Here is a 13,377-nt window from a genome sequence, read left to right on the forward strand (position 1 = left end):
ACTCCATTTTTTAAATTCCGATTTTGTTTTCTTATCTTCTACTTGACAACACTTTTTCATTTTAAAGTAGATTTCACTTCCCCGCAGGTTAGCATTGCACTTCCATAGTAAGGATTTTTAACATCGGAAGATTCACTAAGCCAAAAAGCTCCTTTGTTACTATTAGCCATTGGACAATGCAATACAAACAATTCCTTACTAGTAAGCTTAAAACTATTTACCATTCCAATAGTGGTTTCAGAAAGCTCATCGAAATTATTTCTCATCTCTTGTAAATCATTCGATGAAATCATCGATTGGGTAGATTTTATCAATTCCTTCTGAAAAGTTCCCCAGATCTTCGCCGACTCTTCTTTAAGCTCGGATGTTTTAAGCATTTTAACACGTTTGTCCAATATTATCACTAGCTTTTTAGCTGAAGAAAAATCATCGGCCACAAGTGCATCTTTAAATTCTAAGTAGTCGGAAAGTATGGGCTCAAACTGCTGCTTTTCCTTTTCTGAAAGAGTTACAGATATAAACTTGTTAGTTTTCTGAGTTTCTTTCTCTCTAGGACTCATCATACTAGGTCTTCCAGAAAGTTGAACAGCAGCATCTACCGTAAAAGTTCCATTGGTAACTATTTCTTCTCCAGAATTCAATCCTTCCTCTACCACATAAGAATCTCCCAATCCTGGACCTAGAACGATCTCTCTTAACTTAAAACTAGATCTTCCATCAACAGTTTCTTTTATATAAACTACAGAGCGTTTCCCCGTCCATAGCACTGCCGATTTTGGAATTACCAGCTCCTGAGTGTCATTATCGGTGTTATCATTTTTTATAATTCCAGATACGAACATTTCTGGCTTTAATCTTCCATCTTTATTATTCACCTCAACTCTTGCTGAAGCTACTCTGGTTTGAGAATTAATAATTGGGTCTATAAAACTAATAGTTCCTTCAAAGGTTTCTCCTGGCAAAGAATTTACGGTGTAACTAATTTTGCTGCCTTCTTTTACCCAGGCCAGTTCACTTTCATAAAGATCGAAAAGTACCCAAACCTTAGAAAGGTCGGAAATCTCATAAATTGGCATGCCTCGCTCCACATAATCTCCCAATTCCACCATTTTTTCAGTCACAATTCCATTTACATCTGCTCCAATAGGAAATCGTTGAATTGCTTTCCCATTAGCTAAAATTCGATCTATTTGGGTATTCCCTATTTTCCAATTCTTTAGTTTCTCCTTTGCCGCTTCAAATAATTCTGGCTGACTTTCTTTTATACTTGCTGCCTGTAACAATTCTTCTTGAGCAGTAACCAACTCTGGAGAATACACCATTGCCAAAGTTTGGCCTCGGCTTACTTTCTCGCCTGTAAAATTGATAGATAAAGATTCTACTCTTCCAGGGATATGGGTAGATTGAGAATACGCATTTCGTTCATCTACTTGGATCTTTCCATTTAACCTTAATTCTTTGGAAGCATTTCCCATGCCCACTATTTCTGAAGTAATATTTGCCAACTTCATGGCATTTTCACTCATTTGATAGCTATCTGGATCTGCTCCTAAATCTTCTTTTTTCAGCGGAATTAGTTCCATCCCACAAATAGGACAGGCTCCGGGTTCAGATTGTCTAATTTGAGGATGCATAGAACAAGTCCAGATCTCCTGATGATCTAATGATTCCAAGCTATGATTTTCTGAAATTTCGTTTGTTTTATCTTCGGTTGGTTTAATTAACCAACCCAAACCTGCTCCTATTATTAGCGTCGCCAGCACGATTAATATTATCTTTTTATTTTCCATGATTTTACTTTTTATGGATGTTTTTTAATGATTATCTGTTTGAAGTCTTAAAAGCACTTTCGTCCCCTTGTCCCGAAAGCTTTCGCGATTATTTCAGGGTCTCGATTCCCTATGAATTTATATTCTAAGAGATTCTGAAACAAGTTCAGAATGACGTCCTTTTTCAGTTTATGTTCTTATTTATAATTTTTTATCATCAAATAATCTAGCTTTGCTTTTGCAATAAACCCGTCTTTTAAAGCTTCTATTTTCTGGGTTTGCAACAATAAAATATCCTGATTCATTCTTAGCACCTCTTCAAAATTCCCGGTAGCATTACTAAAAGCCGAAATATATAGTTTGTTAGCTTGCGTAGAACTTTGTAGTTGCTTGTTATAAAGTTCTACAAGTTTTTCAGACTTCCTAAATTCATACAGGGTCATTTCCAATGTAGAGTGCAACTCATTTTTAACTTGCTGCATTTCATTTTCTACACTAACCGACATGAATTTTGCTTCTTCTTTTGCTGCTTTATACTTCTTTCTGAATATTGGTAAACTCACCGAAACCATAGGCATAAAAGCATCCATCCCATTTCCTTCAGGATTGGCGTCTGCTCTTTTAGAAATTATAGAATAATCTACTCCTAATCCAATATTTGGCAAGCCTTCCTTTTCTGCTACGATCTCCTGAGCCAGATAAGATTCCTTCTGCTTTTCTAAACCCATTAACATAGGATGCTTATTAAGCACTTCTTCATAATTATCGAACTCAGGATTATTCGGAATAATTAAAGTGTCTTTTATAATTACTGCTGAAGTTGCTTCCCTATTCAACATTAAATTGAACTTTACTCGCAATGGTCTAAGCTGATCTTTCAGTAATTCTATCTCTGTAAAGGCTCCGTCTTTGTCTATATCTACCTTCACCACATTTACCATGGCTCCAGCTCCACTTTTAAATCGGCTTAGAGCCAATTCTCTGTAAGATCCAAGAATGCTTAAATTCTTCTCCTTGATCTCGATCACTTCAGAGAGTGCATATAACTCGGCATAGATCGATTTCACTTCAAATATCAACTGATTCTGAGAATTTAAATAGGATTGGAATTTAGCTTCAGCCTTTAAATTAGCTGCACTTTCACGCGCTTTTAAAGTTCCAAACCAAGGAAACATCTGCATTAAATTGAATCGAGCTTCTTGGGCACCCACTCTGGTTTCCACCATTCTTCCCAATCCGCTCATGGTTAAAGTGGGGTCTGGCAAACTGGAAACTTGAGGAGATTTCCTCATGGCTGCTTCAAACTGCGCATACTCAGATTGTAACTTTGGATTATTTTTAATCGCGATCTCTAAATACTCTTCCAGAGTTTCTTGAGCTTTCAGTTCTTGAATTCCCAATAGCATGAATGCCGACAGGAAGAGGGTATATATTTTTATATTTTTCATCTTCTAAATTTCTTTAGCTTCAATTAATACTTCTCCTGGCGGATCCTTTTTAACTACAGATTCTCTCCAATAGGCTTGTAAAACAGGCACCACAAAAATGGTCATGATCTGTATGATCATTCCTCCAACAATTGGGATCGCCATTGGCACCATAATATCGGATCCTTTTCCTGTAGAGGTTAGCACTGGAAATAATGCAATTATTGTTACCGCTGTGGTCATCATGGCTGGACGTACTCTTTTTAGCCCGGCTTCCATTACTGCATCCCTTACTTCTGTTACCGTTTTGGGCTTTCTTCTTTCAAAAACTTGATGGATGTACGTTCCCATAAGTACTCCATCATCTGTAGCGATACCGAATAATGCAATAAATCCTACCCATACGGCAACACTTAAGTTGATATTATGCATTTGGAAGAGGTCTCTCATATTCATTCCGGAAACCGAGAAGTCCATGAACCAGCCTTGCCCATACAACCAGATCATTATAAAACCTCCCGCAAAAGCTACAAATACCCCTGAAAAATGAATTGCCGATGCAATGATAGTCTTGAACTGAAAATACAGAAGCAAAAAGATAATCACCAAACTAATTGGGATCACAATCGCTAAACGTTTTACAGCTCTAACCTGATTTTCATAATTCCCAGAAAACTTATAGCTGATGCCGGCCGGTACTACTAAATCTCCAGCGTCAATTTTATCCTGAATGAATTTCTTAGCATCGTCTACCACATTAACCTCAGCGTTTCCATCTCGTTTATCAAATAGTACATATCCAACTAAAAAGGTATCCTCGCTTTTAATCATCTGTGGACCTCTGGTATATTTAAGTTCCGCCAATTCGCCCAAGGGAATTTGAGCCCCATTTTTTGTAGGAACTAAGATCTTTTTAATGCTCTCCGGATCGTCCCTTAATTCTCTAGGATATCTAACTCTTACAGGATACCGCTCTCTACCTTCTACTGTAGTTGTTATCGCCATTCCACCAATTGAGGTTTCTAATGTCTGCTGAACATCTTCAATACTCAACCCATATCTCGCAATGGCATTTCGGTCTATATCTATTTCCAAATATGGTTTCCCAACAGTTCTATCTGCAAAAACAGCTTCAGATTTAACAGATGGAACCTGTTTTAAAAGTTCCTCTAATTCTATCCCGAATTCCTGTATTGTTTGAAGATCTGGCCCATATACTTTTATTCCCATTGGAGCCCGCATTCCTGTTTGTAACATCACCAAACGAGTCTCGATAGGTTGAAGTTTTGGTGCTGAGGTAACTCCCGGAATATTAGTTCGGCTTACGATCTCATTCCAAATATCATCTGGGTTCTTAATATGAGATCTCCAATTTCTAAAATAGTCTCCATCTTCGTCTTCAATTAAATTCTCTTTGGAAACCCTTCTTTCTAAGGCTTGTTCATTAGTCAACGAATCGCCAGATTTAAGAATATATCTTCTATCGTTGTCTACTTTAAAGGATACAGGATTTCCATCTTCATTTAAAATATATTCAGATTTATAATTAATGATATTCTCATACATTGAAATAGGCGCAGGATCTAAAGCGCTTTCTATCCTTCCTAATTTTCCTACCGCAACCTCTACTTCCGGGATATCTGTAATTGCGATATCCAATTGTTGTAAGGTCTTTTTAGATGCTTCTATCCCTGCATGAGGCATTGAAGTTGGCATGAGGAGAAAACTTCCTTCGTTTAGCGAAGGCATAAATTCTTTTCCAACACCAGGGAAGGTATGTGCCATCCCACTCCATCCAGAAGTAGAGCGAATATTCCATCCTATTTTATTGAATCCGTCGGCTACAGGACCAAAGATCTTTGGAAAACCTAACCAAATTAATACTCCAAAGAATATGGTTATTAATGGAAGCAATAAAAATTTCCCTTTATTCACTAAACACCAACTTAAGATCGACTTGTAAAATTTCACGATCCCCATAAGGATCAATAACGTGAATGCTAATAGTACTATTACAAATATGTAATTAGAAAACAGGGAACTTTGGTGACCAAGCGGGATCCATTCTTCTGTAAGAAAAAATAAGGTTACACCCAGAATAATAATTATTGTAATAATAGTGGAATGTTTACCTAAGAATTCTGGATTCTTGTGTTCCAATAATTTTATTAGGCCTATTAAAACCAGTGCTAAAGGCAGCCAAAAACTAAAATAAATGGCTAAAAATAAACCACTCACAATAAGTACTATATTCCAAATTCTTGTTGCTCGTTCTTTCTGAACCCGCATATTAAAAGCGTAATAAGAAAGCATGGGCAAGATCAACATTCCAATAAAAAAGGCTGCGCCTAGGGCAAAGGTTTTAGTGAATGCCAATGGTCTGAAGAGTTTTCCTTCCGCATGCTCCATAAAAAAGACCGGCAAGAAACTTACTATTGTTGTTGCCAATGCTGTAGTTACGGCAGGACCTACTTCCAGTGTGGCATTATAGATAAGCCCTAAGAGCTTGTCATCTTTTGCGCCAGCATTTTTTTTCATTTCCAGATGCCGGATAATATTTTCTACAAATACGATCCCGACATCTACCATGACCCCAATAGCGATAGCAATTCCAGACAAGGCCACCACGTTAGCATCCACACCAAAATATCGCATTGCTATAAAGGTGACCAGCACCGCCACCGGCAATAAGCTGGAAATAAGAATTGAGGCTCTTAAATTGAGCACCAATACTATAATTACGATAATGCTTATTAAAATTTCATGAGAAAGAGCCTTTTCTAGGGTTCCTACAGTTTCGTTTATAAGTTGTGTTCTATCGTAAAAGGGAACTATGGTAAGTTTACTTATAGTTCCATCTTTAAGGGTTTTTTGAGGTAATCCTGCAGAGATTTCCTTGATCTTTTCCTTGGTGTTTTTAATAACCTGAAGCGGGTTAGAACCATATCTAGCCACAACTACACCTCCAACAACTTCTGCTCCTCCTTTATCAAGGATTCCACGACGTTCTGCCGGGCCTAAATGCACAACGCCAAGATCCTTAATTAGAACAGGCTTATTATCTACTGCTGTAACTACTGAATTCTCAATATCTTCAACAGATTTAATATATCCTAGTCCGCGAACCAGATATTCCACCTTGTTTATCTCCAAAGTTTTGGCGCCGATATCCCTATTGGAATTTTTTACGGCCATCATAACCTGGTCTATTCCAATGTTATATGCTTTTAAGGCATCTGGGTTTACATCTATTTGGTACTCCTGTACAAAACCACCTACCGAGGCTACTTCAGAAACACCAGAAGTCCCGCTTAATCCAAGCTTCACATAATAATCCTGAATAGATCTTAATTCATTAAGATCCCATCCTCCGATAACATTCCCCTCTGGGTCGCGACCTTCTAATGTATACCAGTACACTTGCCCTAATCCAGTAGCATCCGGACCTAGCGTTGGTTGAACTCCATCCGGCAGAAGCTCTGATGGTAAGGAATTTAATTTCTCAAGTACTCTGGTTCTAGACCAGTAAAATTCTACATCCTCTTCAAAAATGACATACACTATAGAAAAACCAAACATGGAAGTGCTCCTTATAGACTTTACTCCGGAAATTCCAAGTAAAGTTGTAGTCATAGGGTAAGTGATCTGATCTTCTATATCTTGTGGAGAGCGACCGGGCCAATTGGTAAAAACTATTTGCTGATTTTCGCCAATATCCGGGATAGCATCTACCGGGACAGAATCTTTAGGTAAAAAACCTGTATCCCAATCGAAAGGTGCAGTTACCAATCCCCAACCAACTAAAAACAGCATCAAAAGTACTGTCACCAATCTATTATAGAGGAAATATTTAATGAATTTGTTAAACATGAATCGTATTTAAATAATTTTCTAGAACTAAGTTTTAAAGAGTGCAGGAATTAATTTCAAAGGGTTAAGCCTATTAAAATTATTAGCACAACAAAGCTCAAAACATCCAAAGTTTGGAGTTTTTGAGAAAAATATTTAAAATCAGATAAGGAATACCTGATCTAACAGATGTATATCTGTGACCAGTATGGGTGGAGAATAATCTTTAAACGGAATTACAAGCTCTGGAGTTCCTTCAAAAAGTTCAATAATAGAAAAGGTGAAGGCAGCTACAAAAACTTGCTGATCGAAATTTAAATTGTCGAAGGATATTTTTAATTCATCCTGTCCTTCTATCGCCAGTTGAGTATTGGTACAACAGGAATCAGAAAGCATATCTGAAACCATCATGGAATCCATATTATGAGAGGACATCCCACAATCTTTAGCTTTAGAAAAAACAGCTTGATCTACTAAAAAATCACCACAAAAATGTTTGTCTATAGTAAACGAAAAAGTGGACACAAGCACTAAAAGTGCTAGAATCAAAGAAGATGATTTTTGAATTCCATTTTTCATTACAAGCAAATATAAACAATAATTGTTAAAATAGATATAACCGATTCTACATCAGGATTTATCACTTATTTATTCAGCAAACATAAAACAAACTATCTTAATTCAATTTCAGTATTATAGGATTAACTTTTAAATTCATGGGCACTCTTACGCCTATAGTAATAAAATGCGGGCATCAGAATAAGCACCAAAATTGGGTGGATTAAAAAACGTCGAACATAGAAAAGTGCCAAAAAGTTTTGGCTTTCGATTTCAAAAATCAAGAAAACAAAAATAGTGAAGCAGATCACAAAGAAGATCGAAAATAAATACACAGAAAATTCTAATATGTTTTTATCGAAAAAGGCAACGTACAGAAGCCCTAATGAAATGACTGAATTAAGTAAATATCTTAATAGTACATTAAAAAACAACTTTCCTGTCGCAAAATATGGAAAAGCTTCATGTAGATAGTCTGCCTCATAAAACTTTAATAAAGGATCATAAAATAGGTCTTTCTCAAAATAACGTATCATTGCTAGTAGTATAACTAGAAAAGAGATCATAATAATTTTATATCGCTTTTTCATCTACTGTGTTTTTAGAAAATAACCGAACCCAAAAAATCCATAATATAAATACTGTACCGTAAATTATAAGCGGGAAAACTATTGTGTGCAAAAACGATGTGTATTGTGGGTATTCGTAAATACCAATAGCCAAGATAACGATTCTTAAAATGTTCGCGATATAAATAAGCACTGCACCAGTAAAAATGTACAGAATAGTCATTTTAAACTTGGCAAAAAAGGAAAGTATAAATGAAGTGAATAGTATTATGATACTTATAGAATTACAACCTTCTACGATCCTTGCAAGAAATACATCATTAACATATAATTGGAGAGAGGCTTCATCTGGATGAACCATTATTTTTGAAGTATAACCAAAAGATTCAATCACAGCTTCACTTTGTAAAGCTACTAAATGAGTAAAAAAATCTGGGTAGTAATTAGATCCTTCAAAAAAAGAGAGATACCCATTATATAAAATCGTGAATATAAAATAGCTTCCCATAAAAATGAGGACGAATTGTAATACCGATCTATATTTTCGAAATAGTTGAAACAATTAAAATCTTGATTTTAACAAATTTATAGAAAATACATAGGGGACTGTCCTAATACTTTTTAATACTTTTGAACAAAAATTAGGAGTATGTCTTTTCAAAAATTAAAATCGGAAGTTCTTTCCATTATAGAATCAAAAAATTTATCTGTAGATCACAGACTTACAGAAGTTTGCGAATTATTAGAGAAAAATATTCCTTACTACGATTGGGTAGGATTCTATTTTAAAAATGGAGATAAAAACGAGCTTAAGTTGAGAGCTTTTGCTGGTGAACCTACAGACCACGACATAATTCCATTCGGGAAAGGCATTTGTGGACAAGTAGCTGTTACCAACAAAAATTTTGTGGTGCCAGATGTAAAAGCTCAAGACAATTATATCGCCTGTAGTATTTATGTGAAAGCTGAGATCGTTGTGCCTTTATTCGTTAATGGAGAAAACATTGGACAAATAGATATAGATTCTCATACAGCAGATCCTTTTTCTAAAGAAGACGAATTATTCTTAGAGTTTGTAAACGGGGAAATCGCTAAGATCCTTGGCTAAAAAATTCAGGATTCAGGATTCAAGGTTTAAGGTTTAAGGTTTAGGAAATATGCATTTTGAATATTGAATTCGAAATTTTGAATTTTGAATTTTAAGTCTTGAATTAAATTTACATTCCGGTTCTAATTGCTTCTACTGGATCTAGTTTGGAAGCTGCAATTGCAGGTATTATTCCTGAGATCAAGCCAATAATTGCTGAAACCATAGTTCCTATGAACATATTCCATGGGGATAATACAAATTCGAAATCTCCTGTGAATTGTGATGCAAGGAGAGAAACTATCCATACTAAGAATAATCCTATTAAACCTCCAATAATAGCAAGGATCACTGCTTCAAATAAGAATTGAAACAAGATGAATCTGTTCTTGGCACCTAAAGATTTTTGAATTCCAATTAAATTGGTTCTTTCCTTAACACTCACAAACATAATATTCGCAATTCCGAAGCCACCAACCAATAAGGAAAACCCACTTATTATAAGACCCATAAAATTAAGCTGTCCTGTAATATTATCTATAAGATCTGCAAATCCTTGCAACTGATTTACGAAGAAATTACTTACCTCATCTGGCTTTAAAGCCCTGTAATTACGAAGCTTCTGAGTTAATAATGCTATAAACTCTGCATTATCTACGCCTTCATCTGGTTTTATTATTATTTGTGAGACAGCACTTTTATTATTATCTCCATAAATTCTTCTCAACACATTTACTGGCAAGAATACCGCTGTATCCTTAGATCCCCCAAACAAACCTGCACCTTCCTTTTTTAGTACTCCAATTACCGTAAATCTTTGGCCATACATTCTAATTTGCTTCTGTAAAGGATCACTCTCACCAAATAAATTCTGGGCGATCTCATGCCCCAAAATAATTACATGAGTCCCACTAACAGATTCCGATTCGTTAAAGAATCTTCCCTGTGCCAATTGCAACTCTTCAATGTCATAATAATTATGGGTAACCGCTCCAATCTCTACTTGAGAAACCGTTTTTTCTTCAAATTTTATAGTTTCACGCCCAACGTTTAGCGAATAATCGATTGCGTCTACATCTGTTAAATTTTTCTCTAAGTATTGATATTCATCATAAGAAACATCTGGAAATTGCTCTCTTTTCCAACGCGGGATATCTGAAGGGCCAAAATTAAAACGCATTACAATAATGGTACTATTATCCAGAGAACTTAAACTTCCTTTTATTTCTCGTTGTAGAGAATCTACTGCAGCAAGCACCGCAATAATGGAAAATATTCCAATGGTAACACCTAACAAAGATAGGAAGGTGCGCAATTTATTGTTTCTTAACGCATTGACAGCGAAATTAAAACTCTCTCTTAATAGCCTTAAATATATTAGCATAGAACAAACTGGTGTTTTTGCAAAGAATAAAGATAAGACGTCCAGTGTATATTTTCGTTACATTTTTTTTGAGAAATAAAACTCTAGAACTTTATAATTCATAGCGATTTAATTACTTTTGCAAGCTTAACAAACACAACACAATGAGCAATTTAAAAACGGCGAAATCTGCTTTAATTTCGGTATTTAGCAAAGATGGATTAGCACCCATAGTTAAGAAAATGGATGAACTAGGAATCACTATTTATTCTACTGGTGGTACAGAAAAATTCATTAAAGATCTGGGAATCGCTGTTATTCCAGTAGAAGATCTAACTTCTTACCCTTCAATTTTAGGAGGCCGAGTTAAAACTTTGCACCCAAAAGTCTTTGGAGGAATTCTAAACCGTCAAGATAATGAAAGTGATGTTGCAGAGATGAAGGAGTACGAAATCCCTCAACTAGACATTGTGATTGTGGATCTTTATCCTTTTGAAAAAACTGTAGCTTCAGGAGCTAATGAAGCAGATATTATAGAAAAGATCGATATTGGAGGAATTTCCCTTATTCGAGCTGCAGCCAAAAATTTTAAAGATGTGCTTTGTGTTTCTTCAGTAGATGATTATTCTGAGTTTTTAGAGCTTCTATCTGAAAATAAAGGAACTACTTCACTAGAAGAAAGAAAGAAATTTGCAGGAAAATCTTTTCAGGTTTCTTCGCATTATGATACTGCTATCTTTAACTTCTTTAATTCTGAAGACAACACCTTCAAACAAAGTTTCAATAAAGGAAAAGAATTGAGATATGGGGAAAACCCACATCAAAAAGGGACCTTTTTCGGGGATTTTGAAGCAATTTTCGATCAGTTACATGGAAAAGAACTTTCTTACAATAACTTGTTAGATGTAGATGCTGCTGTGAATTTGATGAACGAGTTTAAGAATGACGATCCTACATTTGCTATTTTAAAGCATAATAATGCCTGCGGATTAGCACAAAGAGATACCATTTTAGAAGCTTATAAAGATGCTTTAGCAGGAGATCCTGTTTCAGCATTTGGAGGAGTTTTAATTAGCAATTCTGAAATTGATAAAGCTACTGCAGAAGAAATACATCAGTTATTTTGTGAAGTGGTGATCGCTCCTTCTTTTTCTTCAGAAGCGATCGAAGTTTTAAAAGGAAAGAAGAATAGAATTATTCTTGTTCAGAAAGAACAGGAATTGCCACAAAAACTAGTGAGAACTTGTTTAAATGGGGTTTTGGTTCAAGACAAAGATCTTAAAACAGATTCTGAAGCAGAATTAACAGAGGCTACAAACAATAAACCCACTTCTAACGAGTTAAAGGATTTGATTTTTGCATCTAAAATTTGCAAACACACAAAATCCAACACGATCGTTTTAGCAAAAAACAAACAATTACTAGCAAGCGGAACCGGACAGACTTCTAGAGTAGATGCTTTAACACATAGTATTGAAAAAGCAAAATCGTTTAATTTCGATCTTAAGGGATCTGTAATGGCAAGTGATGCTTTTTTCCCTTTTCCAGATTGTGTAGAGATTGCAGATAATGCAGGAATTACAGCAGTAATACAGCCCGGCGGCTCTATTAAAGATCAATTAAGCATAGATTATTGTAACCAACATAATATGGCAATGGTAATGACTGGTACTCGCCATTTTAAACATTAATTTCATTACATTTACCTAACCTCAACAAAAGAATTATGGGATTTTTTGATTTTCTCATTGAAGAAATAGCAATAGATTTAGGAACTGCCAACACGTTGGTAATTCATAACGATAAAGTAGTAGTAGATAGTCCATCTATTGTAGCCAGAGACAGGACAACCGGTAAAATTATTGCGGTTGGAAAAGAAGCGGCGATGATGCAAGGGAAAACCCATGAGAACATCAAAACTATTCGTCCATTAAAGGATGGAGTAATTGCAGATTTTGATGCCAGTGAGAAAATGATAAGTATGTTTATCAAAGAAATTCCGGCATTAAAGAAAAAGATGTTCACTCCAGCGCTTAGAATGGTTATTTGTATCCCTTCTGGAATTACAGAAGTAGAAATGAGAGCGGTAAAAGAAAGTGCAGAACGTGTTAATGGAAAAGAGGTATATCTTATTCACGAACCAATGGCAGCAGCAATTGGTATTGGAATAGACATTATGCAGCCTAAAGGAAACATGATCGTGGATATAGGAGGTGGTACTACAGAAATTGCCGTGATCGCTCTTGGAGGGATCGTTTGTGATAAATCTGTGAAAATTGCAGGGGATGTCTTCACCAATGATATTGTATACTATATGCGTACTCAACACAATTTATATGTTGGAGAACGTACTGCTGAAAAAATAAAAATTCAAATAGGTGCTGCTACTGAAGATCTTGAAATTCCGCCAGAGGAAATGAGCGTTCAAGGTAGAGATCTACTTACAGGAAAACCTAAACAAGTACAAATATCTTATAGAGAAATCGCAAAAGCATTAGACAAATCTATTTTAAGAATAGAAGATGCAGTGATGGAAACTTTATCTCAAACCCCACCAGAATTAGCTGCCGATATATACAATACTGGGATCTATCTTGCGGGAGGAGGATCTATGTTAAGAGGTTTAGATAAACGTTTGTCTTTAAAAACAGATCTTCCAGTGTATATTGCTGAAGACCCACTTAGAGCAGTAGTAAGAGGAACAGGAATATGCCTTAAAAACCTTGCGCGTTACAAAGGAATTTTGATAAAGTAG

The 13,377-nt window shown here is 35.6% G+C and carries 10 protein-coding genes; 3 read left to right on the top strand and 7 right to left on the bottom strand.

Annotated elements, in window-relative coordinates; all coding sequences use genetic code 11:
• Positions 1-56: 56 nt before the first annotated feature.
• The 6 genes from BC962_RS00105 to xrtF all read right to left on the bottom strand — a co-directional run bounded on the left by BC962_RS00105 (position 57) and on the right by xrtF (position 8,734).
• Complete coding sequence (locus BC962_RS00105; protein ID WP_121343907.1) at positions 57-1,790, bottom strand: efflux RND transporter periplasmic adaptor subunit; 1,734 nt, start codon at positions 1,788-1,790, stop codon at positions 57-59.
• Positions 1,791-1,966: 176 nt separating this feature from the next.
• Complete coding sequence (locus BC962_RS00110) at positions 1,967-3,217, bottom strand: TolC family protein (protein ID WP_121343908.1); 1,251 nt, start codon at positions 3,215-3,217, stop codon at positions 1,967-1,969.
• A gap of 3 nt (positions 3,218-3,220) precedes the next feature.
• Complete coding sequence (locus tag BC962_RS00115) at positions 3,221-7,066, bottom strand: efflux RND transporter permease subunit (protein WP_121343909.1); 3,846 nt, start codon at positions 7,064-7,066, stop codon at positions 3,221-3,223.
• A gap of 141 nt (positions 7,067-7,207) precedes the next feature.
• Entirely contained in the window at positions 7,208-7,624 is a 417-nt protein-coding gene (locus BC962_RS00120) for an HYC_CC_PP family protein (protein ID WP_121343910.1), read from the bottom strand.
• A gap of 122 nt (positions 7,625-7,746) precedes the next feature.
• Complete coding sequence (locus tag BC962_RS00125) at positions 7,747-8,193, bottom strand: exosortase F system-associated membrane protein (RefSeq protein WP_121343911.1); 447 nt, start codon at positions 8,191-8,193, stop codon at positions 7,747-7,749.
• Positions 8,177-8,734: an exosortase family protein XrtF gene (gene xrtF / locus BC962_RS00130; RefSeq protein ID WP_121343912.1), complete on the bottom strand. Its 558-nt coding sequence runs from the start codon at positions 8,732-8,734 to the stop codon at positions 8,177-8,179. The genes BC962_RS00125 and xrtF overlap by 17 nt, the downstream gene beginning before the upstream one ends.
• Positions 8,735-8,821: 87 nt before the next feature.
• Here xrtF and BC962_RS00135 point away from each other — a divergent pair, with 87 nt between their 5' ends.
• Positions 8,822-9,280, top strand: coding sequence for a GAF domain-containing protein (locus BC962_RS00135; protein WP_121343913.1), 459 nt, complete (start codon positions 8,822-8,824; stop codon positions 9,278-9,280).
• Between the two features lie 109 nt (positions 9,281-9,389).
• Here BC962_RS00135 and BC962_RS00140 read toward each other — a convergent pair whose 3' ends face one another.
• Complete coding sequence (locus BC962_RS00140) at positions 9,390-10,643, bottom strand: ABC transporter permease (protein ID WP_121343914.1); 1,254 nt, start codon at positions 10,641-10,643, stop codon at positions 9,390-9,392.
• Between the two features lie 143 nt (positions 10,644-10,786).
• Here BC962_RS00140 and purH point away from each other — a divergent pair, with 143 nt between their 5' ends.
• Both purH and BC962_RS00150 read left to right on the top strand, forming a co-directional pair.
• Positions 10,787-12,313, top strand: coding sequence for a bifunctional phosphoribosylaminoimidazolecarboxamide formyltransferase/IMP cyclohydrolase (purH, locus tag BC962_RS00145; protein WP_121343915.1), 1,527 nt, complete (start codon positions 10,787-10,789; stop codon positions 12,311-12,313).
• Between the two features lie 35 nt (positions 12,314-12,348).
• Complete coding sequence (locus BC962_RS00150) at positions 12,349-13,377, top strand: rod shape-determining protein (RefSeq protein WP_121343916.1); 1,029 nt, start codon at positions 12,349-12,351, stop codon at positions 13,375-13,377.

Origin of the sequence: Gillisia mitskevichiae (genome assembly GCF_003634585.1) — a bacterium.
Taxonomy (GTDB): domain Bacteria; phylum Bacteroidota; class Bacteroidia; order Flavobacteriales; family Flavobacteriaceae; genus Gillisia; species Gillisia mitskevichiae.

Coding starts and splice junctions, on each gene's coding strand:
- BC962_RS00150 (WP_121343916.1), top strand. CDS start 12,349: ATGGGATTTTTTGATTTTCTCATTGAAGAAATAGCAATAGATTTAGGA.
- purH (WP_121343915.1), top strand. CDS start 10,787: ATGAGCAATTTAAAAACGGCGAAATCTGCTTTAATTTCGGTATTTAGC.
- BC962_RS00110 (WP_121343908.1), bottom strand. CDS start 3,217: ATGAAAAATATAAAAATATATACCCTCTTCCTGTCGGCATTCATGCTA.
- BC962_RS00120 (WP_121343910.1), bottom strand. CDS start 7,624: ATGAAAAATGGAATTCAAAAATCATCTTCTTTGATTCTAGCACTTTTA.
- BC962_RS00140 (WP_121343914.1), bottom strand. CDS start 10,643: ATGCTAATATATTTAAGGCTATTAAGAGAGAGTTTTAATTTCGCTGTC.
- BC962_RS00135 (WP_121343913.1), top strand. CDS start 8,822: ATGTCTTTTCAAAAATTAAAATCGGAAGTTCTTTCCATTATAGAATCA.
- BC962_RS00115 (WP_121343909.1), bottom strand. CDS start 7,066: ATGTTTAACAAATTCATTAAATATTTCCTCTATAATAGATTGGTGACA.
- BC962_RS00105 (WP_121343907.1), bottom strand. CDS start 1,790: ATGGAAAATAAAAAGATAATATTAATCGTGCTGGCGACGCTAATAATA.
- BC962_RS00125 (WP_121343911.1), bottom strand. CDS start 8,193: ATGAAAAAGCGATATAAAATTATTATGATCTCTTTTCTAGTTATACTA.